The sequence below is a fragment of the Dongia sp. P2_B8 genome (assembly GCF_056404715.1).
This window is the reverse complement of sequence record NZ_JBFUDM010000002.1, coordinates 187,138-209,690: the sequence shown is the minus strand read 5'-3', so window position 1 is coordinate 209,690 and position 22,553 is coordinate 187,138. Positions and strand designations below refer to the sequence as shown.

The following is a 22,553-nucleotide window of genomic DNA, read 5'->3' as shown; positions in this document are numbered from 1 at the left end:
CAGATTTGCCGGGTTTAGGCCCGTTTACAGCTTCTGGCGGGCTTTCATCGCCTGGATGAGGGTGCCGTCGTCGAGATAATCGAGCTCGCCACCCACCGGAACGCCATGGGCAAGGCGCGAAATGGCAAGATTGAAGGGCTGCAGCCGGTCACCCAGATAATGCGCCGTGGTCTGGCCATCGACGGTGGCGCCAAGGGCCAGGATGACCTCCTTCACCTCGCCACCCTCGATCCGGCGCAAAAGCGGCCCGATGGAGAGCTGTTCCGGTCCGATACCATCGAGGGCCGACAGGACGCCGCCCAGCACATGATAGCGCCCCTTGAAGGTGGCGATGCGCTCCAGCGCCCACAGATCGCCGACATCGGCAACGACACAGAGCTGCGTCGCGTCGCGCCCGGTGTCGCGGCAGATGGTGCAGGGGTCGGCGGCATCGAGATTGCCGCAGACGGTGCAAGTCTTCACATTGGCCGCGACATCGCCCAGCGCGTTGATGAAGGGATGCAGCAGCGTCTCGCGCTTCTTCAGGAGATGCAGCACGGCCCGCCGCGCCGACCGCGGCCCCAACCCCGGCAGTCGCCCCATGATCTGGATGAGTTTGTCGATGTCGTTCATGGGCGTGGCCACAGCGAGTTGGCAGTGAGATACCCCCCTCCCTGACCCTCCCCCTCAAGGGGGGAGGGGAATAGAAAGAACGCTCCCTCCCCCCTTGAGGGGGAGGGCTGGGGAGGGGGGTAGTGACTGAAAGCTTTCACCAACCGGGACCGTGATCGATCAAAACGGCAGCTTGAATCCCGGTGGCAGGGGCAAGCCGCCCGTTACCTTGCCCATTTCCTCGGAGATGTAGACCTCGGCCTTGCCGCGGGCATCGCGCAAGGCGGCGCTGATCAGGTCTTCCAGCACCTCGACTTCCGCCGGATTGACGAGCGAGGGGTCGATCTTCACGCGCTTGGGTTCACCCTTGGCGGTCATGACGATGCTGACCATGCCGCCGGCGGATTGGCCTGTCACTTCGGCTTGCTCCAGGGCCGCCTGCATCTCAGCCATCTTCGACTGCATCTGCTGGGCCTGTTTCATCATCTGGCCGAGATTCTTCATAACTCATCGTCTCCAATCGGGAAGTCAATTTCAGCGCCGGCGCTTTCCGCATCCGGCGCATCGCTATCAGCATCTGAACTGGTGGCGGCAGCGGCGTCGATCAAGTCGCGCACATCTTCGATGCTGGCGCCGGGAAAGGCTTTCAGGACGGCCTGCACCAGCGGATGTTCGGCAGCCTGCCGCTTGCGCTCGGCGACGGCGGCGGCCTCCTGCTGCTTCAGCGTCGCTTCACCGGCGGCGTTGGAGAGCGAGACCAGCCAGCGCTTGCCGGTCCATTCATTGAGGCAGCCGGCGATACGGTTGGCAAGATTGGTCGGTGCCCGCTCCGAGGGGCGGAACTCGATGCGCCCGGCCTCGAAATGCACCAGATGCACGTCCGAAAGCAGGTGTGTCAGCAAAATGGCTTCGCGCTTGGCGCGGAACAAAGCCACGATATCGTCGAAGCTGCGCGGATCGGCCAACGTGGCGGCATCCGGCTTCGCAGCCGTATGGCCCAATGCTGGCGGTGCTTCCTGCGGCACCAGTTCCATGCGCATGGCCGAGCCCTGCGCCTGGGTGCGGGATCCACCTGAATTACCGTTGCCGACGTAACTCGACGCAATCGCCGATGTCCCGGCACCGTTGCCGTTGCGGGTACCATTTCCGGCAGATGCCGCGCCGCTGGGTGCTGCTGCACCCTGGCCGGCACTCAACCGCTTCACCAGATCGCCCGGTGTCGGCAGATCGGCGACATGCATCAATCGGATCAAGGCCATCTCGACCGCGGCCAGCGCCTGCGGGGCCGCCTGCGCTTCGCCGAGACCTTTGAGCAACATCTGCCATGTGCGCGCCAGTACGGGCATCGAAAGCTTCTGCGCCAGTTCCGCGCCGCGCTTGCGCTCGGCTTCCGGCAGGGTCGGCTGGGCGAGCACCTCGGCGGAAATCTTGGCGCGCGTGAGGAGATGCGTGAGATCGAGGAGATCCTGCACGACGACGATGGGATCCGCGCCGGCACGGTACATGGTGCCCAACAGATCGAGCGCCCTGGCTGCCTCGCCACCCATGACCGCTTCGTAAAGATCAAAGAGCTGCGTGCGGTCAGAGAGGCCCAGCATCTCGCGGATCTGGTTTTCGCTGACCGACCCTTCCGCCATGGCGATCGCCTGGTCGAGCAGCGACAGGCCGTCGCGCGCCGAACCATCTGCGGCGCGCGCAATGAGCGCCAGCGCATTGGGCTCCACGGCGACATTCTCGGCCGCCACGATGCGCGTGAAATGGGCTGCCAGCACATCGGCCTCGATGCGGCGCAAATCGAAACGCTGGCAGCGCGATAGGACCGTCACCGGCACCTTGCGGATTTCCGTGGTGGCGAAGACAAACTTCACATGGGCCGGCGGTTCTTCCAGCGTCTTCAACAGCGCGTTGAAGGCGTTGTTGGAGAGCATGTGCACTTCGTCGATGATATAGACTTTGTAGCGCGCGCTCACCGGCCGGTAGCGCACACCCTCGATGAGCTCGCGAATATCACCGACACCGGTGCGGCTCGCGGCATCCATCTCGATGACATCGACATGACGGTCTTCGGCAATCGCCACGCAATGTTCGCACTGGCCGCAGGGGCTGGCGGTGGGACCGCCGCTGCCATCGAGGCCGACGCAGTTGAAAGCGCGCGCCAGGATGCGGGCGGTGGTGGTCTTGCCGACACCGCGCACACCGGTCAGCATGAAGGCGTGGGCGAGGCGCCCGGCGGCGATGGCGTTGGTCAGCGTGCGGACCAGGGCTTCCTGGCCGACCAGGCCGGCAAAATCGCTCGGGCGGTATTTGCGGGCAAGGACGCGATAATGCCCGTTGGCATCATTGCCACCCGCCTGAATCGGCCCCTCGTTTTCACTCATCGCTGGTCTTTGGCACTGGTCTTTGCCCGGAAGGAAAAGTGTCTGTGAGTTGGTACAAAAAATCGGACAGCGGCGCCAGCAATCTTAACGGCAGCGCCACCTATTCGGATGGAGAATTTTTGGGAAAAGGGAGGTGGGAGGCTGGCCTGCGACCCGCATGCAAACTCGTTACGGCTGCTTCCTTCCGGACCTGACCGGGTTGGCGAGACATACGTCCGCCACCAACCTCCCGGGCGAGCTTATAGCAAGAATCCACCCACTCCGCGCAACTGCCGAATTGCCGCAATAAATTATCGTTGTAATTCAGCCTCTTGGGGTATCAGGCCGCCGTTGCGATCCCCAGGCCGCGATAGCTTACGCCGCCTTTCATGACCATCTTGAGACGCTTCACGGCGGTGATGTCGCGGAACGGGTTCTCGGCACAGGCCAGGATGTCGGCAAAACGCCCCTCCTGCAGAGTCCCCAGATGCTCCTCCTGGCGCAGCAGCACGGCCGGATTGAGGGTCGAGGCGCGTAGGGACTCCGCCGGGCTCATGCCGACTTCCAGGACCATATCGACCGCTTCATCGGCATTGCCGCCGTGATGATTGCCGGGTGTCCCGGCATCCGACCCCATGGCAAAGGGGACGCCTAGCCGATGCGCCTCCCGCATCGTTTCCAGGAAAGCGTCGCCGGTCGAGACAAGGCGTTCGCGCCAATGTGGGCGGGTGGCGGCCATGGCCACATCATCGCGCAGGAACGACGTCAGCGAGCAAAGGGTCGGCACCAGATAGGTACCTTGGCTAGCCATCAGCTTGAGGGCGGCCGTGTCGGCGAAGCTGCCATGCTCGATACTGTCGACACCAGCCGCCACGGCGTGGCGGATGCCGTCGGCAGCATGGGCGTGTGCTGCCACATGCTTGAATTGCGTCCGGGCGACATCGACCGCGGCCTTGATTTCCTCAATCGTGTATTGCGTCGATCGCGGATCCTCGCGCTCTGGCGCGAGGAACGCGCCGGACGCCATCAGCTTGATGAAATCCGCACCCATGGCCAATTGCTTGCGCGCTGCCGCCTTGACGGCCTCTGGTCCGTCGGCCACTTCATACATGCCGGGATAATCGAACATGCCGGGTGCGGTCATGGAGAGGATGCGGCCGGAGAGATAGAGGCGCGGGCCAATCGATTCGCCGCTCTCGATCGAATTGCGGAGCGCCATCTCGACATAGTTCCAGCCACCGCAATCGCGTGCCGTGGTGGTGCCGCCGAGGAGTGTGTTGGCTGCAGCGTTCGCGGCGTAAAGGGCGATGCCGGCATCGGTGCGGCGCTGCATGTCGGCGACATCGTCTTCGGGCTTCATGACCAGATGCACATGGCAATCGATGAGGCCCGGCAGCAGATAAAGGCCGGACATGTCGATGATTCGGTCGTCCGCCTTGGGCTTGGCTTTCTTGGTCACGGTGGTGATGCGGCCACGATCCACGGGCTCCAGCGTGACACCAAGATCGAGGCGTTGCACGCGGCCGGTCTCGACGTCGCAGATCTGCCCGTTGACGAGCCAAAGCATGGAATCTTCCTCGATGATGATGTGGGATGGCGGGCCCAGCTTCGGGGCCCGACTATCTAAGGTCGATCGAGCAATTGCTGGCGGATGATGGAACCGTCCTTGGCCTTCATTTCGGCCTGCAGGATGATTCCGTCCGGCCCATACCAGACATCGCGGTTGAGCTCACCGGTGAAGGAGAAGTGCCGCGCCGTTACTTGGCCCGCCGGCAGCATCAGCATCCCTTCGCCCTTGTCGTCGACCATCACCTGATGCTGGCGCGCCCGCACGGTGTCGAGCACGGTCTTTTGCCTGATGGCATCGGGATGCCACAGGGTGCTGGGGATGAGATCGCCCGGAACATCGCGCTTCTTGGCGTTGTAGACGCCTTTCAGGCGGTCACCGTCGCGCTTCAAATCCACATTGCGCTCTTCGCCATCGTCATTGGTTTGCGAAAGAAGCCCCTGCAAGACGCCGTCCTGCCACTTCTCTTCGATATGCTGGGTGAATTTGTAGAAGCTCAGGCCCAGCATGCGCACGTCGATCTCGACGTCGGTGATCACGGTCAGCCGGTTGTTGCCGTCATGCATGAAGTCGAGCTTTTGCGTGCCGATCGGGTCACCATCGCGGGTGATGGTATAAATGAAGCGGCCTTCGGGTGGCGCGAAGGTAAACCCCGCTTCCGCCGAGGCCTGCTGCGATTCCGCAAAGGCCCGATTGCCGGAAACAGAAAGGACAAGTCCCGCACCCGCTGTCAGCGCAAAGGTGCCGGCCATGTTCGAGAGCAATTGCCGCCGCGTGATGCTCATGGCAAGTATAACAACCTGATGATCAAAACAATTGCCGCATGATCGACTGAAGCGCCGAAAAGGTCAAATTGCTAAGCTGTTAGCTTACCAGCAGGACCGTTACGGTAAATGTGTCCTGACAATCTTCCCGTCAAGGGATAGGTGGGGCCCCAGCCGATTACGCCGCCGAATTAACGAATCTGTGACATGCACACTTATTTTTATGCCACCGGCGATTTCGACCGCAGCGCCCAACATCGCGAAGACCATGGCTGGCTGAAGGCGCGCCTGGCCGATCCGACGAGCCGGCTCTACCCCGTCTGGCGGCTGCGTCATTTGGTGTTGCCCGATACGGTACCGAAATTGCGGTTGCTGGACCCGGTCGCCCAGGCCGATATCGTCGCCCAGGCCGAAACCGTCATATTGCTGGGGGTCGAAGAGGGGATCGCGCATTTTGCGCTCGATCTTTCCGTGCTCGATGAAAACAGCGCGACCGAGCTCGGCGATTTCCAGGAACTGCGCGGCATCGGTCCGTTGCTGCCGCAGCGGGATGGAGCGTTGCTCGCCTATGCGCGCGGTCTGGCCTATTGGCATCAGCGCCATCGTTATTGTGGCGTGTGCGGCGCCCCCACCGAGGTGAAGGCCGCGGGGCATCAGCGGCAATGCACCGATCGCGATTGCGCGACGGTGCAATTTCCCCGGACAGATCCCGCCGTCATCATGCGCGTTACCTGCGGCAACAAGATCCTGATGGCGCGGCAAGGCATGTGGGCGCAGGGCATGCATTCGGTGCTGGCGGGCTTCGTCGAACCGGGCGAGGCGCTGGAGGATGCGGTGGCGCGCGAGGTGTTCGAGGAAGTAGGGTTGCGGGTCCGCGATGTGCGCTATTTCGGCTCGCAGCCCTGGCCGTTCCCGGCCTCGCTGATGCTGGGTTTTACCGCCGAAGCCGATACGGAGAAATTCGATCTCCATGATGGCGAGATCGAATCGGCGCGCTGGATGACGCGCATGGAACTGCTGAACTCGCCGGAAAACGAGACTTTTCGTCTGCCGCGTGCCGATTCGATTTCCCGCCGCCTGATCGAGGATTGGGTGAAGCTCTAAGCCCCCGACTCTTAGATCGGGTAGGACAATTGCCCTCACGCACATTTATGTATGCGTTCAATAAATAGTATTGAAACGATTCCCGTTGTAGGATCATCGCTCTCATACCGCATGTGTAAGTTGTACCCGGAGCGCCGTCCATGAGTGCCCTACCCGTCAACATTGCCGCCGCAACCCTGCCGACGGCAGCCCCCGCCGCAAAATTAGGGCGGGTGATCGCGGTCTCCGGCGCAAAAGTCGTTGGCTTGCTGGAACGCGATGGCGGTGCCGCGCGCGGGCCTCACATCGGCGAACTCATCAAGATCGTGACCGAGCAATCGACCGTGTTCGGCTTCGTGACCGGCATCAGCATCGATAACCCGTCGCATCGCGAGCAGGAAATGCGCCGCGTCGATGTGGAACTGGTGGGTGAGATCGACCATCGCGGTGGTGGCAACGCACTCTTCCAGCGCGGCGTCTCGACATTTCCGACCCTCGACGATGTGATGGCGCGGGCCAGTAGCGAGGATCTGCGGCGCGTCTTCACGCGCCCCGTCGACACCACGCAGCGGAGCGCACGCATCGGCGCCCTGCATCAGGATCACACGATCCCGGCCGAAATCATGCCGACGGAATTGCTCGGCAAGCATTTTGCCGTGCTGGGCACGACGGGCGCCGGCAAATCCTGCGCCATCGTCACCATCCTCCGCGCCCTGCTCAGCCAGCATGCCAACGCGCATATCGTCATTCTCGATCCGCACAACGAATATGCAGCCGCCTTCAAGGACCGGGCGGAGATCGTGACGCCTGCCGATCTCGAATTGCCCTACTGGCTGCTCAACTTCGAAGAGCTGCGGGAAATGGTGATCGGCACGGGCAGTCCACAGCCAGACGCTGATGCGGTGCTGCTGAACCAGGTGGTAACGCAGGCCAAGCGCAACATGGTGCAGGATGCGGACGCAGCGCTGCAGATCACCATCGACACGCCGGTCCCTTACCGTCTCTCGGACATCGCCAAGATCATCGATGCGATCCTGGGCAAGCTCGACCGGCCGGCCGACATGGCTGCCTATCACCGCATCAAGGAACGTTTCGCGCATATGCAGGCCGACCGGCGCTTGGCTTTCATGTTTCCCAGTGGAGTTTCCGGGGGTGGTGGCACCAGCAGCGCGCTTCAGGGCATGGTCACGCGCGACAATATGGCGAAGATTCTGGGGCGCCTGTTCCGCGTGCCGGTGGGTGGCAAGCCGGTGACGGTCCTGGATACGTCCGGCGTGCCGGCGGAAATCCTTAACGTTGTCGTCTCGCTGCTGTGCCGGATGAGTTTCGATTTCGCCTTGTGGAGCGAGCAGAAGGCACCGGTGCTTCTGGTGTGCGAGGAAGCGCATCGCTATGCGCCGGCGGATGAGCGCGCTGGGTTCGAGCCGACCAAGCGGGCGCTCTCGCGCATCGCCAAGGAAGGCCGCAAATATGGCGTGTCGCTCTGCTTGATCAGCCAGCGTCCATCGGAACTGGACACGACGGTGCTCTCGCAATGCAGCACCATCTTCGCGCTGCGCATGACCAGTCAGAAGGATCAGGAATTCCTGGCGGCAGCGCTACCGGAATCGAGCCTCGGCCTGATGAGCGAGCTGCCATCCTTGCGCAACGGCCAGGCGATCGCGGTGGGTGAGGGTGTCCCCCTGCCGACCCGCATCGATTTCGACCGGTTGGCCGATGAACATCAGCCCCACAGCCGCACGGCGCCCTTTGCCAGCGCCTGGCAGCAGGACCAGCTGGATGCCGCCGCCCTCAACGACATCGTCAAGCGCTGGCGTCATCAGGGCTGACAGCCCTCCCTTCCGGGCGCCCCCTTGGCAGCAGGCCTTTCCGGACCCATATAGCTAGGCGCCTTGTCCAGCCGGGGGTTCCTGCCTTGCGCCTTGATGTGAATCGCCTGATCAATGCTGCCCGGCAGGCTCTGCTGGGCTGCCTTGCGACCCTCGCCGCACTCCTGCCCTTTGCCGGCGCTGCCACGGCAGACCCGGCCATGTGGGTGGTGAAGGATGCCGACACCACGATCTATCTGCTCGGCACAGTGCATCTCCTCAAGCCCGGCACCGATTGGCGCTCCGACAAGATTGCCAGCGCGTTGAAGTCAAGCGACGCGCTGTGGCTCGAAATCGCCGATGGCAGCAAAGGCAGCTTGAGCCAGGCGGATCTGTGGAAGTACGGCAAGGATCCCGTCCATCCCCTCTCCACCAAGCTGACACCGGAAGAATGGCAGCGGCTGCGCGAAGCCGCCAAGCGTGTCGGCATTCCGTTGGTCGAATTCGAATCGATGCGCCCCTGGTTCGCGGCCATGAAGCTGAGCGGCACGCCGATGCAGCAGGCTGGATATGAATCAGACCAAGGGGTCGACAATCAATTGCTGTCGGACGCCAAATCCATCGGCAAGCCGGTCAAGGGATTGGAGACGGCGCAGGAGCAGCTTTCCTTCATGGCCGGCCTGCCGCCGAAAATAGAATTGGCAATGCTGAGCCAGTTGCTTGCAGCGCAGCCCGATGCAGCTGCGATGATCGACAAGATTTCCACGGCCTGGCTTGCCGGCGATGTTGACGGGCTCGGCGCCTTGCTGCAGGCGGAGACGATGACCGAGGCGGATCAGCTCTTCTATCGGCATCTTCTCACCGATCGCAATGCCAATTGGGCAAAGCAGATCACCAATCTCATGCAAAGCGGCGGCACGCATTTCATCGCCGTCGGTGCGGCCCATCTTGCCGGCAAGGATTCGCTGCAATCGATGTTGCAGAAACGGGGTTTCGACGTCGCGCGCTATTGACCGCGCGTTCAGGTGTAGAACCTCCCCAGTTTTCCTTACGCTGTGCGCCAGAATTCCTCGCTTTATCCCATCGCCTAAATAGAGATTTATGAAACGGTGCTGCTGTCGCTGATCGACAGCACGTTTTTAAATCGAGGCGGCGATGGCTCAACAAAGACAAATGAAGCCCAGAGAAATGAAGTTGGGGGCCTTCATGTATCCCGGTGGGCATCACGTGGCGGCCTGGCGGCACCCGGATGTCTTGGCAACGGCGACGACGGACTTCGCCTATCGTGTCAAATTCGCCCAGGCCGCGGAGCGCGCTAAATTCGATCTCATCTTTCTGGCTGACGGTGTCGGCGTCGGTGAAAGCCGCATCAATGCCTTGAGCCGCGTTGATGAATGGTCGAACGGGTTCGAGCCCATCACCTTGCTCTCCGCTCTGTCGGCGGTGACCGAGCGCATCGGTCTGGTCGCAACCGCCTCGACCAGTTTCACGGAACCCTTCAACCTTGCGCGCTATTTCGCCTCGTTGGACCAGTTGAGCCAGGGCCGGGCAGGCTGGAACCTGGTGACCTCATCGGACGGGATCGAGGCGCAGAACTTCAACCCGAAGAGTGGCCTGCTGCATGCCGACCGCTACGACCGCGCCAATGAATTTGCCGATGTCGTGCTGGGCCTGTGGAACAGCTGGGAAGACGATGCCTTCCTGCGCGACAAGGAGAGCGGCCGCTTCTTCGATCCGGCAAAGCTCCACATCCTCAACCATCAGGGCAAGCATTTTCAGGTGCGCGGCCCCTTGAACGTGGCGCGCTCGCCCCAGGGACATCCGGTGCTGATCCAGGCCGGCTCATCCGAAGTCGGCAAGGAATTGGCGGCGCGCACGGCGGAAGTGGTTTTCACTGCCCAGCGCACGCTAGGCGATGCACAATCCTTCTATGCCGACCTTAAGGCGCGTCTGCCGAAATATGGCCGCCATGCCGACGATCTCAAGGTAATGCCGGGCGTGTTCCCGGTGGTCGGCCGCAGCGAGGCCGAAGCGCAGGACAAGTTCGAGCAGCTGCAGAATCTGATCCATCCGGATGTTGGCCTGGCATTGCTCTCGACCTATATCGGCAATTTCGATCTCTCGGCCTATCCGGTCGATGGGCCCTTGCCGGATTTACCTGAATCCAATGCCAGCAAGAGCCGCCAGCAATTGTTCATCGATCTGGCGCGGCGCGAGAATCTCAGCATCCGCGAGCTCTATCTGCGCGTCGCTGGTGCTCGCGGCCATTGGCAGTTGGTTGGTACCGCTGAACAGATCGTCGACGAGCTTGAGGAGCGCTTCCTCAAAGGCGGCGCCGACGGTTTCAACATCATGCCGCCGACCGTGCCTGGCGGCCTCGACGATTTCATCGAACTGGTCCTGCCGGAGCTGCGCCGACGTGGCTTGTTCCGCACCGACTATGAAGGCCGCACGCTGCGCGAAAATCTCGGCCTGCCTTTCCCCAAGCATGTGGCGGCGAGCAGTTCCCGCGCCGCCGCCGAATAATCCCAACCCAGAGCCCCACGCTCAGATTCGAGGAGAGACATTATGACCGCTGCGCTCAAGGAAGTGACCAAATTTGAAGTATTGCCCATCCGTCGCCTTGCCGGCCGGATCGGTGCCGAAATTCTCGATGTCAGCCTCGATGGCGATTTATCGCCGGAACGGGTGGAAGGGATCCGCGAGGTGCTGCGCAAGCATCGCGTGGTGTTCTTCCGCGGCCAGGGCCATCTCGATGATGCGACCCAGGAGCGCTTTGCCTGTCTGTTCGGTGATTTGGTGCCGCATCCCACGGAAAAGGTGCGCGACGGATCGAACGCCATCCTGGAATTGGACGCCGTACGTGGCAACGGCAAGGCCGACCAATGGCACACCGACGTCACCTTCGTCGACGCCTATCCGAAATATTCGATCCTGCGCGCCGTCGAGATCCCGGCCTATGGCGGCGACACGGTCTGGGCGAATACGGTTGCCGCCTATGACGATCTGACGCCACAGCTGAAACAGCTCGCCGACAATCTTTGGGCGGTCCACAGCAACAAGTATGACTATGCCGCCCAGCGCCCGAAGGCGACCGACGCGGAACGCAAGCATTACGAAGACGTCTTCGCCTCGACCGCCTATGAAACCGAACATCCGGTCGTGCGCATCCATCCCGATACCGGTGAGAAGTCCTTGGTTCTGGGCTATTTCATCCAGCGGTTCGTCGGTCATTCCAATATCGATTCGGCCTCCCTCTTCAGCCTGCTGCAGAACCATGTAATCCGGCTGGAGAACACGGTGCGCTGGAACTGGCGCAAGGGCGATGTCGCGATCTGGGATAATCAGGCGACCCAGCATTACGCCATCAACGATTACGGCGATCAGAGCCGCATCGTCCGCCGTTCGACCGTGGCGGGCGATGTTCCGATCAGCACCGACGGCCGCCGCTCGGTCACAAGGACGCTGCGTACCCAGGCCCGCCAGGCCGCAGAATAATGCGGCGCATGATAAGCATTCTCACGCAACGATGTAGCGCCGGCAGCTAACCCAGCGCCTCCCCAATCCATCCACCATCCAGCCGCCCGCGACCCTCGCAGCCGGCAACAGAGGAGTCTTGTCTCATGAAATTGAAACATCTGGCCGTGTTGGCCATCGGCCTTGGATCGGTCGCTCTTGGCAGCGCCGCCTTCGCCGAGGAAACCGTGATCCGCGTCGGCTATCCCGGTGTGGGCGTCGACAACCGCCCTTATGGCTATGGCGATTCCGTGAGCCTCGCCCGCGTCGGCGAGTATCTGGAGAATGAGTTCAAGAACGACAAGGACATCAAGATCGAATGGACCTATTTCCGGGGTGCCGGTCCGGAACTGAATGAATCGCTGGCGGCCGAAAAGCTCGACATCGCGGCAGGCCTTGGCGATCTGCCCTCGATCGTTGGCCGGTCGCGGGGCCTCAAGACCAGGCTGTTGCTGCCGGCCTCTGAACGCGGCTCTCTTTATCTCGCGGTCGCGCCCAATTCCGAGATCAAGAATATCGGCGATCTCAAGGGGAAGAAGGTGGCGCAGTTCCGCGGCACCAATCTGCAGATCGCCACAGATGCTGTCCTGGAAGCGCATAAGCTCACCGAAAAGGACATCCGCTTCGTCAGCCTGACGACAGGCGATTCCACGGCGGCGCTGGCTGCCGGCAATGTCGATGCCTCCTTCGGTGGCGAGGAATATCTCGATCTCGCCAAGCGCGGCATCGTCAAGATCGTCTATGCCTCCAAAGAGGACAAGCCGATCTTCGGTACTAACTCCGCGGTCTTTGTGACCGAGGATTTTGAACAGAAGCATCCCGACCTGACCCAGCGTATCACCACGGCTTTCGTGAAGGCCGCAGCCTGGGGTTCCGACGAAGCCAACCGGCAGGCGGTGTTCGATGCCTGGGCCAAATCCGGCGTGCCGGCCGCAAGCTTCGCCGAAGATTTTGACGGCCAGCCCCTCGCCCGGCGTAATACGGCTGTGCTCGATGATTTCATCATCGCGCGCTACAAGGAAAAGGCGGCGAAGGCCAAGCAATACGGCCTCATCAAGAAGGACGTCGATATCGACAGCTGGCTCGCGCCGCAATATCTCAACACGGCGTTGAAGGAGCTGGGTCTCGAGGATTACTGGCCCCGCTACGATGCCGACGGCAAAAAGGTTTCGTCGGGCCGCGTCGAAGTGGCAGCCCAATAATGACCAGCGGGCAGCATATCCTGACATCGCAGCTCGATCTTGGGATCGAGGGCCGGTATGATCATCATGATCAGCTGGGCGATCGCGGAAATGCTGCCCGCCCTGCTTTCCTGTCGCAGATTCGCTGGGGCGATATTGCGCTCGGCCTTTCCTTTCCCGTGTTCCTGCTGATCGCCTGGCAGGCCTCCGCCGTCTTTGGCTGGCTGCCGGAACAGATCCTGCCCGCCCCCGAGATCGTCTGGCAGACGATCCATGATTATGCCGCCGATGGCAGTCTGTGGGGCGACAGTCTCATCAGCATAACGCGCGTGTTGCGCGGCTTTGCGCTGGGCGCCGGTATCGGCATCCTCATCGGCGCCGCCATGGGTCTCTCAAAGCGGCTTCACGATTATATCGATCCGCTCTTCCTTGCGATCAGTCAGGTGCCGATCGTGGGGTGGATACCGCTCCTCATCGTCCTGGTCGGCATCGACGAAGGATTGAAGACCATCGTCATTGCCTTGGCTGCGTTTATCCCTGTGGCGCTCGGCGCCTATCAGGGCATCCGCGATGTGCCATCGGCCTATCGCGAGGTAGGCCGGGCCTTTACCTTTGGCCGCTGGTCGACACTCTCCACAATCATCCTGCCGGCCTCGGTGCCGGCGATCTTCACGGGCCTGCGCGAGGGTGCCTCGAATTCCTGGCAGACCCTGGTCGCGGTCGAACTGCTGGCCTCGACCGAGGGTCTTGGCTATCTCATGGCCTATGGGCGGCAGCTCTTCCAGTTGGAGCTGGTCATCACCAGCATGCTGCTCATAGGCATCATCGGCGTCAGCGCCGATTGGGTCCTGGGCCGGGTCGAGAGACATCTGCAACGCTGGCAGTTGCGTGCCTCATGAAGCTCACGAAAAAACACGCGCGCGGCTTCGTCCTGCCCCTCGCTTTGCTGGCGTTGTGGGAAGCAGCCAGTCATCTGGGGTGGGTCGACATCAAATTCCTGCCGCCCTTGGAGGATGTGGCCGCCCGCGCCATCGCGGAGTTCCGGCAAGGCGATCTCATCCTGGATGTCCTTGCCAGCCTCGGCCGTGACCTCGCCGGTTTCGCTATCGGCAGTGCACTCGGCATTGCCGCAGGCCTTGTGCTGGGCTTCTCGCGCCTGGCGCAGAAGATCTTCGGGCCCAGCCTGCTGGTGCACCGGCAGATCGCCCTCTTTGCCTGGGTGCCGCTCCTCTCCGTCTGGTTCGGATCGGGCGAAATCGGCAAGATCGCCTTCATCGCCTTTGCCACTTTCCAGCCCAATGTCATCAACAGCTGGCAGGGTGTCCGCGATATTCCGGCAAAGTATGTCGAACTCGCCGACGTGCTGACTTTCAGCCGTTTCGACTTCGTGCGCTTTGTGGCCTTGCCGGGTGCCCTGCCGTCAATCTTCACCGGCCTTCATGCCGGTCTCATCTATGCCTGGCAAGCGACAGTGGCAGCCGAGCTCTTCATGACCATCTCGCCTGGTATCGGTGGTCGCCTGATGGAAGGACGGCAGTTGTTCCAGATGGATCTGGTCCTCCTCAGCATCGTGTTGCTGGGTTTGATCGGCATCCTCTTCAACAAACTCGCCAGCCTCATCGAGACACGTATCCAAATCGGGAGAACGATATGAACGCACAGCTGCATGCTCTGGAAACGGCCGCACATCCGCAGGCCCTCGACATCGCCGGTGTTGCCAAGCGTTTTGTCGTGGCGGGGAAGGCGGTGCAGGCCCTGACCGATATCGACCTCAGCGTCGAACCTGGCGAGTTCGTCAGCATCGTCGGCGCCTCAGGCTGCGGCAAATCTACCTTGCTGCGCCTGATCCTGGGCCTCGACCTCGATCACGACGGCACCGTCCGCGTCGACGGTAACCTGGTCACCGGCCCCAGTCTCGATCGCGGCATCGTGTTCCAGGAACATCGCCTGCTGCCGTGGCTCACCGTCGAGGGCAACGTCGCCGTGGCACTCCGCAAGAGCAAGCTCACCCGCGTGCAGAAGGGTGACACGATCGCCGAACATCTGGCTTTGGTGGGCCTCAGCGATTTTGCCGGTGCCTATCCGGCGCAGCTGTCGGGTGGCATGCAGCAGCGTGTTGCCATTGCGCGTGCGCTCGTCAACCGGCCGCGCCTACTGCTGCTCGACGAACCGCTGGGTGCCCTCGATGCGCTCACGCGCCTGCGGTTGCAGGATGAGTTGCGCCGCATTGTGCGTCATGAGGGGATCACGGCGATCCTGGTCACCCACGATGTGGACGAGGCAGTCTATCTGGGCGACCGCATCGTGGTGATGCAGCCGCATCCGGGCCGCATTGCCAACATCCTGTCCGTCCCGCTGGGGGCAGAGCGCGACCGCTCCGACCTCGCCTTCGTCCGTCTCCGCGACCGGGTGCTGGGGCTGCTCGGCGTCAGTCATAACGTCGAGGCATCGCCCCTCAAACAAACAGCGTGACGATCGAGGCTACCAGCAGCCCTGCCATCGCGAGATTGAAGAGGCGCAGATTCCGCGGCGAGGTGAGCAGCCTGGCGGCGGCATGGCCGAACAGCGCCCAGGCGCCCACCGCCGGCGTGCCGACGACGAAGAACACCAGGGCCAAGGTCAGCACCTGCGGCAGGATCGCGGTATCGGCCACGGTAAAGGTGGTGACTGCGCCCAACGCCACGATCCAAGCCTTGGGATTGCTGAGCTGGAACAGCATGCCCTCGAGGTAGGAGAGCGGCCGGCCCGTGCGGCTGGCGGTACCTGGCTTTGCCCGCGCGATGCGCCAGGCGAGATAGAGCAGATAGGATGCCCCCACGATCTTCAGCCCGTCATGGGTCCAGGGGAAGAAGTCGAGGATCTGGGCAAACCCCAATCCCATCAGCACGATCATCACCCCCACGCCTGAGGTGAAACCGAGGATCTGCGGCACGGTGCGCGCCAAGCCAAAATTGGTGCCGCTCGCCGCCGCCAAGACATTGTTGGGCCCCGGCGACCCCGCCATCGACAGCACAAAAGGCGCGCTGGTCCAGATCAAATCCCACATCTCATGCCTCCCTAACAGGTGGCGGAGCTTGAGAAATTTCGCAAAATCATGCAAACTGATTAAATTGACATATCAATCAGAAATATTGAATTAGCATGCTGCGCCAACTCGATCCTGACCTGCTGCGCACCTTCCTCGCGATCGTCGCCGATGGCAGCTTTCGGGCTGCCGCCGAGCGTATCGGCCGCACGCAATCGGCCGTCAGCATGCAGATCCAGCGGCTGGAGGAGGTGGCCGGTCATCAGCTTTTCACCCGCGAGCGGCCCTTTGCGCGCCTGACGCCGAAGGGCGAGGCGTTGCTTGGCTATGCGCGCCGGTTGCTGAGTTTGCAGGACGAAGCGCTGGCGACACTTTCCGGGACGGCAACCTTCGGCGCGGTGCGCCTCGGCATGCCGGATGATTACGCGACCGGCCTGCTGCCGCCGATCCTCGCGCGCTTTACCGCCGAGCAGCCCCGCATCGATCTCGACCTCAGATGCGAGACCAGCCCGCGCCTGATGTCGCTCCTCGATCACGGTGAGCTGGACCTTGCCGTCATCACCCGCACGCCCGGGCGTGCCGCCGGCCAGTTCCTGCGCACCGAGCCCCTGGCCTGGGCCACGGCAAAGCGCAATCCGATGCTGGGAAAATCGCCGTTGCCGGTGGCGGTCTTCCAGCCCGACTGCCTGGCACGGCAATTCGTGACCGAGCTGCTGACCAAGGCTGGGATGCCCTACCGCATCGCTTATAGCAGTCCGAACCTCGCCCCCTTGCTGGCGGTGGCGGAAGCCGGGCTTGCGGTGGCGGCCATGCCGCTCTCCAGCGTGCCGGCATCCTTGAAGGTGCTGCGCGAGCGCGACGGTTTCCCGCCGCTGCCATCGCTGGAACTCGCCTTGCTGCGCAGCGCCAGCACAGCCTCGCCAGCCATCGACGCGCTCGCCGATTGCATCATTGAGGTGGCGGCGGAACTTTAACCGGGAACGCTAATCGTCGAAGCGGAATTGCGACGCCGGATAGACGCCGAGGATGCGCACTTCGCGGGAGAAGAAGGAGAGTTCTTCCAAAGCGAGGCGTACCGGGCGCTGGTCAGGGTGACCCTCGATATCGGCATAGAATTGCGTGCTGCTGAAATGGCCGTCGAGCATATAGCTCTCCAGCTTGGTGATGTTGACACCGTTGGTGGCAAAGCCACCCAGCGCCTTGTAGAGCGCCGCCGGGACGGAACGCACCTTGAAGACGAAACTGGTGACGATCGGCCCCTTGGCAACGTCCGGGTCGACCGGCTCCTGCGCCATCACCACGAAACGCGTGGTGTTGTGGGCGGCGTCCTCCATATCGGCTTTCAGGATCTCAAGGCCATAGATCTCGGCCGCCAGTGACGAGGCTATGGCTGCCGAACTTTTGTCGCCGCCTGCGGCAAGTTCGGCGGCGGCGCCCGCGGTATCGGCATGCATGACCGGCTTGATGCCCAGCGCACGCAAATTGTTGCGGCATTGGCTCAAGGCCTGGATATGGCTGTGCGCCGTCTTGATATCGCCGATCTTGGCGCCCTTCACACCGAGGAGCTGGTGATTCACGCGCTGGAAATGCTCGCCGATGATGTGAAGGCCGGATTCGGGCAGCAGGTGATGAATGTCGGCCACACGGCCGGCCACGGAGTTTTCAATAGGTACCATGGCAAGGCGCGCGCGGCCTTCATGGACCGCCGCGAACATGTCTTCGAACGAAGCGCAGGGCAGTGTCACCATGTCGGGAAAGGCTGCCCGGCAAGACAGGTTGGAATAGGCGCCGGGCAGGCCTTGAAAGGCGATGGTGTCGTGTGCGGATGCGCTCAAAATCGCCTCTTTGAAAACGATGCCATGATCAATGGCGTTATGCCGTTTGGATTGCTTGGCCGATTGGACTACTTGGTCGTTTGGATTACTTGGCCGGGGCGAGCATGGCGCGCGCCCGTTCAAGTTCGGCCGGAGTATCGACACCGAGCGGCAGGGTGTCAACGAGCGCCACATCGATGCGCATGCCGTTCTCAAGTGCGCGCAACTGCTCCAGCTTTTCGCGCTGTTCCAGAATGCCCGGCGCCAGCTTGACAAAACGTTCCAGCGCCACACGTCGATAGGCGTAGAGGCCGATATGATGGTAGTGCGGACCTACCACGCCGGCCACGGCATTGGCGGGCACGGTGGCGCGGCTGAAGTAAAGGGCGCGGGCGATGCCACCCGATGTTTTGCCGGGAGCGCCAAAGGCCGCCACCGCCTTGACGATGTTGGGGTCATGGCGTTCCACCTCGCGGGTGATTTCCACCGCCAGGGTCGCGATATCCACATCCGGATTGTCCAGCGGCTCAAGAGCGCGGCGCACCAGGTTGGGGTTCAGCGTCGGCAGGTCGCCCTGCACATTCACCACGGCATCGAACCGGCCATGAGGATCAATCTTGGTCAGCGCCTCATGGATGCGGTCGGAGCCGGACGGATGGTTGGGATCGGTCAGCACGGCCTCGCCGCCCGCTGCCTCGACCGCCGCCTTGATCGACGCCTCGGCACAGGCGACATAGACCGGTCCGATCCCGGCTTCCATCGCCCGGCGCCAGACATGGACGATCATCGGCACGCCATGAATATCGGCCAACGGCTTGTCCGGCAGGCGCGTTGAGGCCATGCGGGCCGGAATGAGGATGACGGGATTTACTGGTTTGGACACGGAATTGGCTCATGAAATCGAGTTGCTGCGGGACGCCGGCCGGAGCCCCGCTGGGGATTGATACTGTTTTCGCCAGCCGGCTGCGCTGGCGTTGCTGGCCTGCCGGGCGCGACATTATGCCGCTAAGTATCGGAAATCAAAGCCCGGCGTGAACCCGCATGAAATTGGGTCATTGTTCCAGACGGACCCGGCGCCAGCCACCCCTACCCGGAGCGCTGGTATTGGACAGCGGCGGCGGAAGCGGTTAAATTCCGCGCCGAGTTACGGCCCCTTGACTAGCCAAAATGTTCCGCGCGTCGGCTCGGGGTAAGCCTGGAGTTCCCAGTGCCTGGGGTTTGGGGCAATTGGGGTTTGGGCTGGACCGATGCGCACAAGCCATGAGGGATGAAGTCGAATGTCTTTGGAAGCCAACAAGATCGCCGCTGCGGTCCTGGTCGGCGGCATGCTGACCCTTTCGGTCGGTCTGGTCTCCAACATTATCTATGGCAACCCGGCTGGCGCCGGCGCCGAACATGCTGAAGGCGGCGAAGCTGCCGAGGCTGGCGCTGCTGCTGGCGAGGCGGCTCCTGCTGCCGCGACCCCGGATGCTGCCCCGGTCTCGTCGGTGCCGTTGATCGCTGCGGCGGATGTCGCCGCCGGCGAAAAGACCGCGGCCAAGTGCAAGACCTGCCACACCTTCGAAAAGGGCGGCCCGAACAAAGTCGGCCCCAATCTGTGGGGCGTGCTGGGCGGCCATTCGGCGCACAAGGATGATTACACCTATTCCGAAGTGATCAAGAATCTCAACATCACCTGGGATTTCGATCATCTCGACCAGTTCCTGACCAGCCCCAAGGCCTATGCCAAGGGCACCAAGATGAGCTTTGCCGGCTTGAAGAAGCCGGAAGAGCGTGCAGCTCTCATCCGCTGGCTGCGCGACCAGTCGGATGCCCCCGTGCCGCTGCCGCAATAAGGCCGGATCATAGAATAAGGCCCGTTTCATGGGAAAAGTCGCGGCTGAGCTGACCTCGCCACAGGGAATCGCGCCACAGGAATTCATCACTGTGGCGCGCGGCCTGATTGAGATCAGCCGGCCGATTCTGCGGCGCTATTACCGCACGAAGCTCGACATCATCTCCAAGGGCGACGAAAGCCCGGTGACCCAGGCCGACCGCGAATGCGAAGCGGCCATGCGGGTCGCCATTGCCAAGGCCTTTCCCGATCACGGCATCATCGGCGAAGAACATGGCACCGAACGGGGTGATGCGGAATTCGTCTGGGTGCTCGACCCGCTGGATGGGACCCGCGCCTTCGTGACCGGCCGGCCGATGTTCGGGACTCTCATTGCCCTGACGCAGGGCGGCAAGCCGTTGCTCGGGATCATCGACATGCCGATCCTGGGCGACACCTGGGTCGGTGCCAAAGGCCATGCGACGACCCTCAATGATGCGCCGGTGAAGGCGCGTGCCTGTGCGACACTGAAGGACGCCTATTTCTCCTGTGCCTTGCCGCAGATGTTCCAGGGTGCCGACCGCGCCCGCCACGATGCGCTGGCAGGTGGCGCCAAATCGGCCACCTATGGTGGTGATTGCTATCAGTACGGCATGGTCGCCACGGGTTTCATCGATCTGGTGGTCGAGCGGACGCTGGGCATCTACGACTATCTCTCTCTGGTGCCGGTGCTGGAGGGGGCTGGTGCTCATATCACCGATTGGCAGGGCCGGCCGCTGACCGCTGCCTCGGGCGACCAGGTGGTGGCTGCCGGCGACCGGCGTATCCTTGATCATGCCCTTGCCGTGCTGAACGGCTGAGCTGTCCGAGGTCCGGGCGTCCGGGCCTGGGGGCGTTAAATACCCAATATTTCTGGTCTTTCTGGCGTAGCGGGCGCTTCCCTGGTGCGCCGGCCTTCCGCTATGCTCGGCACAAAATAAGCTGTTGAATGACGGGAAGGCCTTGAATGTCGAAAACTGTAGCTGCCGGTCTCTTGGCGCTGGCCCTTTGGGCTGCGCCCCTGCTTACCCCCGACGCCATCGCACAAGACAGCTACAAGACCCACGCCGTCACGCTGAATGACGCGCCGAAATACCCGGCAGATTTCAAGCATCTGGATTACGTCAATCCCGACGCGCCCAAGGGCGGCACCATGCGAACCGCCGCGGTCGGCAGCTTCGACAGTTTTAATCCCTTCATCGTGCGCGGCGATGCGGCTGGCCTCGGCGGTCTCTATGAGACGCTGACGACGCGCATCGACGACGATACGCTGACCAATTACGGCCTCATCGCCGAAAGCATGGAGGTGGCCAAGGACAATTCCTGGATCATCTTCACGCTCCATAAAGAGGCGCATTGGCAGGACGGCAAGCCGATCACGCCGGACGATGTCGTCTTTTCCTTCAACACCCTGAAGGAAAAGGGCGCGCCGCTCTATCGCTTCTATTACGCCAATGTCGAAAAGGCGGAAGTGCTGGACGCGGCCCGCGTCAAATTCACCTTCTCGTCCAAGAACAATCGTGAATTGCCCGGCATCATGGGTGAACTGCCGGTGCTGCCCAAGCCTTTCTGGGAGGGCAAGAATTTCGAAGAACCGTCGCTCGAGCCACCGCTCGGCAGCGGCCCTTACAAACTCAAGAGCTTCGAAGCCGGCCGTTCGGTTACGATGGAGCGGGATCCCAATTATTGGGGCAAGGATCTGCCGGTCAATATCGGCACCAACAATTTCGATATCACGCACACGGATTACTATCGCGATCCGACCGTCATGCTGGAAGCGTTCAAATCCGGCGCCTTCGATATCCGCGCCGAGAATAGCGCCAAGGCTTGGGCAACGGCCTATGACTCACCAGCGCTGAAGGATGGGCGCATCAAGAAGATCCTGATCCACGACGACAATCCGGACGGCATGCAGGGCTTTGCCATGAATCTGCGCCGGCCGATGTTCCAGGATCCGCGTGTGCGCCAGGCGATGATTCTCGCCTTCGATTTCGAATGGTCGAACAAGACGCTGTTCTATGGCCAGTACACGCGCTCGCGCAGCTATTTCGGCAATTCCGAGATGGAGGCCAAAGGCCTGCCGTCGCCAGATGAGCTGAAAATTCTCGAGCCGCTGCGCGGCAAGATTCCGGACGAGGTCTTCACCACCGAATACAATCCGCCGGTCAGTGACGGCAGCGGCACCAACGCTGCCAACCTCGCCAAGGCCGCAATCCTGCTCGACGAGGCGGGCTGGAAGCTTGAAGGCGGCAAGCGGATGAAGGACGGCAAGCCGTTCGAGTTCGAATTTCTGATGCAGGCCGGCGACGGGTTCGACCGCATCGTGCAACCCTATGTGAAATCGCTGGAACGGCTCGGTGTCAAAGGCACCTTGAGGGCAGTCGATGCTGCGCAATATCAAAAGCGCAGTGCCGACTATGATTACGACATGCAGGTATCAGGTTTCGGCCAATCGCTCTCGCCCGGCAATGAGCAGCGCGATTTCTGGGGATCGGCCTCTGCCGATTCGCCCGGCGGCCGCAACGAGATCGGCATCAAGGACCCGGTGATCGACCAGCTGATCGAAAACCTGATCGCGGCCCCCAACCGCCATGATCTCGTCATGCATTGCCGCGCTCTCGACCGCATCCTGCAGTGGCGTTACTACGTGGTACCGAATTTCCATATGAGTGCCACCCGCATCGCCTATTGGGATAAATTCGGCCGCCCGGCGAAGCTGCCGGAGCCGACCTACAATATCGGCCTTTCCGCCTGGTGGATCGACCCGGCCAAGGACAAAGCGATCGCCGCCAAGATGGCGGAAGTGCCGCCGGCAGCGGCCGCAACCAATGCCACGCCGACTGTGCCGGCCGCACCAGCAGAAGCGCCGGCCGGCGAGACCCCGGCCGATCGCGGCAGCTCGCCGCTTTCCTACCTGCTCTATGCCGGCGGCGCCTTGGTCGTGGTGCTGATCGTCGTCGCGGCGCTGCGGCGGAAGAAGGCGAAGTGAGCGCCT

The 22,553-nt window shown here is 62.2% G+C and carries 21 protein-coding genes and 1 other RNA gene; 13 read left to right on the top strand and 9 right to left on the bottom strand.

The genetic code is table 11. From position 1 onward, the window contains the following. Positions 1 to 24 precede the first annotated feature (24 nt). The 6 genes from recR to AC1DWZ_RS05845 all read right to left on the bottom strand — a co-directional run bounded on the left by recR (position 25) and on the right by AC1DWZ_RS05845 (position 5,300). Positions 25 to 612, bottom strand: coding sequence for a recombination mediator RecR (recR, locus tag AC1DWZ_RS05870; protein ID WP_477167938.1), 588 nt, complete (start codon positions 610 to 612; stop codon positions 25 to 27). Positions 613 to 771: 159 nt separating this feature from the next. Continuing rightward, positions 772 to 1,095 carry a YbaB/EbfC family nucleoid-associated protein gene (locus tag AC1DWZ_RS05865; protein WP_477167937.1) on the bottom strand — a complete coding sequence of 108 codons (324 nt, stop codon included), beginning with the start codon at positions 1,093 to 1,095 and terminating at the stop codon, positions 772 to 774. Next, positions 1,092 to 2,969: a DNA polymerase III subunit gamma/tau gene (locus AC1DWZ_RS05860; RefSeq protein WP_477167936.1), complete on the bottom strand. Its 1,878-nt coding sequence runs from the start codon at positions 2,967 to 2,969 to the stop codon at positions 1,092 to 1,094. The genes AC1DWZ_RS05865 and AC1DWZ_RS05860 overlap by 4 nt, the downstream gene beginning before the upstream one ends. 132 nt (positions 2,970 to 3,101) lie before the next feature. Then, positions 3,102 to 3,200: signal recognition particle sRNA small type (ffs, locus tag AC1DWZ_RS05855), an RNA gene on the bottom strand. An 88-nt stretch (positions 3,201 to 3,288) separates the two neighbouring features. Beyond that, on the bottom strand, positions 3,289 to 4,515 hold the full coding sequence (locus tag AC1DWZ_RS05850; RefSeq protein WP_477167935.1) for a metal-dependent hydrolase family protein: 1,227 nt from the start codon (positions 4,513 to 4,515) through the stop codon (positions 3,289 to 3,291). Positions 4,516 to 4,571: 56 nt separating this feature from the next. Continuing rightward, positions 4,572 to 5,300, bottom strand: coding sequence for a DUF6134 family protein (locus AC1DWZ_RS05845; protein ID WP_477167934.1), 729 nt, complete (start codon positions 5,298 to 5,300; stop codon positions 4,572 to 4,574). 186 nt (positions 5,301 to 5,486) lie between these two features. Between AC1DWZ_RS05845 and nudC the strand changes: the two genes are divergently transcribed. From nudC to AC1DWZ_RS05800, 9 genes are all read left to right on the top strand, one after another. Continuing rightward, the gene (nudC, locus tag AC1DWZ_RS05840) at positions 5,487 to 6,383 is read left to right on the top strand and encodes an NAD(+) diphosphatase (protein WP_477167933.1); all 897 of its coding nucleotides are present in this window, start codon (positions 5,487 to 5,489) and stop codon (positions 6,381 to 6,383) included. A gap of 140 nt (positions 6,384 to 6,523) precedes the next feature. Next, positions 6,524 to 8,191, top strand: coding sequence for an ATP-binding protein (locus tag AC1DWZ_RS05835; protein ID WP_477167932.1), 1,668 nt, complete (start codon positions 6,524 to 6,526; stop codon positions 8,189 to 8,191). Between the two features lie 86 nt (positions 8,192 to 8,277). Next, positions 8,278 to 9,183 (top strand): TraB/GumN family protein, encoded by a 906-nt coding sequence (locus AC1DWZ_RS05830; RefSeq protein ID WP_477167931.1) that lies wholly within the window; start codon positions 8,278 to 8,280, stop codon positions 9,181 to 9,183. A gap of 175 nt (positions 9,184 to 9,358) precedes the next feature. Then, entirely contained in the window at positions 9,359 to 10,696 is a 1,338-nt protein-coding gene (locus AC1DWZ_RS05825) for an LLM class flavin-dependent oxidoreductase (RefSeq protein WP_477167930.1), read from the top strand. A gap of 42 nt (positions 10,697 to 10,738) precedes the next feature. Beyond that, positions 10,739 to 11,668 (top strand): TauD/TfdA dioxygenase family protein, encoded by a 930-nt coding sequence (locus AC1DWZ_RS05820; RefSeq protein ID WP_477167929.1) that lies wholly within the window; start codon positions 10,739 to 10,741, stop codon positions 11,666 to 11,668. 125 nt (positions 11,669 to 11,793) lie between these two features. Next, the gene (locus AC1DWZ_RS05815; protein ID WP_477167928.1) at positions 11,794 to 12,888 is read left to right on the top strand and encodes an ABC transporter substrate-binding protein; all 1,095 of its coding nucleotides are present in this window, start codon (positions 11,794 to 11,796) and stop codon (positions 12,886 to 12,888) included. After that, positions 12,888 to 13,766 (top strand): ABC transporter permease, encoded by an 879-nt coding sequence (locus tag AC1DWZ_RS05810; protein ID WP_477167927.1) that lies wholly within the window; start codon positions 12,888 to 12,890, stop codon positions 13,764 to 13,766. The genes AC1DWZ_RS05815 and AC1DWZ_RS05810 overlap by 1 nt, the downstream gene beginning before the upstream one ends. After that, entirely contained in the window at positions 13,763 to 14,521 is a 759-nt protein-coding gene (locus AC1DWZ_RS05805) for an ABC transporter permease (RefSeq protein ID WP_477167926.1), read from the top strand. The genes AC1DWZ_RS05810 and AC1DWZ_RS05805 overlap by 4 nt, the downstream gene beginning before the upstream one ends. Beyond that, on the top strand, positions 14,518 to 15,339 hold the full coding sequence (locus tag AC1DWZ_RS05800) for an ABC transporter ATP-binding protein (protein ID WP_477167925.1): 822 nt from the start codon (positions 14,518 to 14,520) through the stop codon (positions 15,337 to 15,339). Before AC1DWZ_RS05805 ends, AC1DWZ_RS05800 begins: the two co-directional genes overlap by 4 nt. On the opposite strand, the gene AC1DWZ_RS05795 is transcribed toward AC1DWZ_RS05800, so the two are convergent. After that, entirely contained in the window at positions 15,323 to 15,913 is a 591-nt protein-coding gene (locus AC1DWZ_RS05795) for a LysE family translocator (RefSeq protein WP_477167924.1), read from the bottom strand. The genes AC1DWZ_RS05800 and AC1DWZ_RS05795 overlap by 17 nt on opposite strands. A gap of 95 nt (positions 15,914 to 16,008) precedes the next feature. On the opposite strand from AC1DWZ_RS05795, the gene AC1DWZ_RS05790 reads away from it, so the two are divergent. Beyond that, positions 16,009 to 16,866 (top strand): LysR substrate-binding domain-containing protein, encoded by an 858-nt coding sequence (locus AC1DWZ_RS05790; protein ID WP_477167923.1) that lies wholly within the window; start codon positions 16,009 to 16,011, stop codon positions 16,864 to 16,866. Positions 16,867 to 16,875: 9 nt separating this feature from the next. On the opposite strand, the gene AC1DWZ_RS05785 is transcribed toward AC1DWZ_RS05790, so the two are convergent. Both AC1DWZ_RS05785 and AC1DWZ_RS05780 read right to left on the bottom strand, forming a co-directional pair. Next, complete coding sequence (locus AC1DWZ_RS05785) at positions 16,876 to 17,727, bottom strand: prephenate dehydratase (protein ID WP_477167922.1); 852 nt, start codon at positions 17,725 to 17,727, stop codon at positions 16,876 to 16,878. An 85-nt stretch (positions 17,728 to 17,812) separates the two neighbouring features. Next, on the bottom strand, positions 17,813 to 18,589 hold the full coding sequence (locus tag AC1DWZ_RS05780) for a 3-deoxy-manno-octulosonate cytidylyltransferase (RefSeq protein WP_477167921.1): 777 nt from the start codon (positions 18,587 to 18,589) through the stop codon (positions 17,813 to 17,815). Between the two features lie 394 nt (positions 18,590 to 18,983). Here AC1DWZ_RS05780 and AC1DWZ_RS05775 point away from each other — a divergent pair, with 394 nt between their 5' ends. The 3 genes from AC1DWZ_RS05775 to AC1DWZ_RS05765 all read left to right on the top strand — a co-directional run bounded on the left by AC1DWZ_RS05775 (position 18,984) and on the right by AC1DWZ_RS05765 (position 22,547). Next, entirely contained in the window at positions 18,984 to 19,541 is a 558-nt protein-coding gene (locus AC1DWZ_RS05775; RefSeq protein WP_477167920.1) for a c-type cytochrome, read from the top strand. Between the two features lie 28 nt (positions 19,542 to 19,569). Beyond that, positions 19,570 to 20,379, top strand: coding sequence for a histidinol-phosphatase (gene hisN / locus AC1DWZ_RS05770; RefSeq protein ID WP_477167919.1), 810 nt, complete (start codon positions 19,570 to 19,572; stop codon positions 20,377 to 20,379). A gap of 146 nt (positions 20,380 to 20,525) precedes the next feature. Then, positions 20,526 to 22,547: an extracellular solute-binding protein gene (locus tag AC1DWZ_RS05765; RefSeq protein WP_477167918.1), complete on the top strand. Its 2,022-nt coding sequence runs from the start codon at positions 20,526 to 20,528 to the stop codon at positions 22,545 to 22,547. Positions 22,548 to 22,553: the final 6 nt, after the last annotated feature.

Coding starts and splice junctions, on each gene's coding strand:
- recR (WP_477167938.1), bottom strand. CDS start 612: ATGAACGACATCGACAAACTCATCCAGATCATGGGGCGACTGCCGGGG.
- AC1DWZ_RS05865 (WP_477167937.1), bottom strand. CDS start 1,095: ATGAAGAATCTCGGCCAGATGATGAAACAGGCCCAGCAGATGCAGTCG.
- AC1DWZ_RS05860 (WP_477167936.1), bottom strand. CDS start 2,969: ATGAGTGAAAACGAGGGGCCGATTCAGGCGGGTGGCAATGATGCCAAC.
- AC1DWZ_RS05850 (WP_477167935.1), bottom strand. CDS start 4,515: ATGCTTTGGCTCGTCAACGGGCAGATCTGCGACGTCGAGACCGGCCGC.
- AC1DWZ_RS05845 (WP_477167934.1), bottom strand. CDS start 5,300: ATGAGCATCACGCGGCGGCAATTGCTCTCGAACATGGCCGGCACCTTT.
- nudC (WP_477167933.1), top strand. CDS start 5,487: ATGCACACTTATTTTTATGCCACCGGCGATTTCGACCGCAGCGCCCAA.
- AC1DWZ_RS05835 (WP_477167932.1), top strand. CDS start 6,524: ATGAGTGCCCTACCCGTCAACATTGCCGCCGCAACCCTGCCGACGGCA.
- AC1DWZ_RS05825 (WP_477167930.1), top strand. CDS start 9,359: ATGAAGTTGGGGGCCTTCATGTATCCCGGTGGGCATCACGTGGCGGCC.
- AC1DWZ_RS05820 (WP_477167929.1), top strand. CDS start 10,739: ATGACCGCTGCGCTCAAGGAAGTGACCAAATTTGAAGTATTGCCCATC.
- AC1DWZ_RS05815 (WP_477167928.1), top strand. CDS start 11,794: ATGAAATTGAAACATCTGGCCGTGTTGGCCATCGGCCTTGGATCGGTC.
- AC1DWZ_RS05810 (WP_477167927.1), top strand. CDS start 12,888: ATGACCAGCGGGCAGCATATCCTGACATCGCAGCTCGATCTTGGGATC.
- AC1DWZ_RS05805 (WP_477167926.1), top strand. CDS start 13,763: ATGAAGCTCACGAAAAAACACGCGCGCGGCTTCGTCCTGCCCCTCGCT.
- AC1DWZ_RS05800 (WP_477167925.1), top strand. CDS start 14,518: ATGAACGCACAGCTGCATGCTCTGGAAACGGCCGCACATCCGCAGGCC.
- AC1DWZ_RS05795 (WP_477167924.1), bottom strand. CDS start 15,913: ATGTGGGATTTGATCTGGACCAGCGCGCCTTTTGTGCTGTCGATGGCG.
- AC1DWZ_RS05790 (WP_477167923.1), top strand. CDS start 16,009: ATGCTGCGCCAACTCGATCCTGACCTGCTGCGCACCTTCCTCGCGATC.
- AC1DWZ_RS05775 (WP_477167920.1), top strand. CDS start 18,984: ATGTCTTTGGAAGCCAACAAGATCGCCGCTGCGGTCCTGGTCGGCGGC.
- hisN (WP_477167919.1), top strand. CDS start 19,570: ATGGGAAAAGTCGCGGCTGAGCTGACCTCGCCACAGGGAATCGCGCCA.
- AC1DWZ_RS05765 (WP_477167918.1), top strand. CDS start 20,526: ATGTCGAAAACTGTAGCTGCCGGTCTCTTGGCGCTGGCCCTTTGGGCT.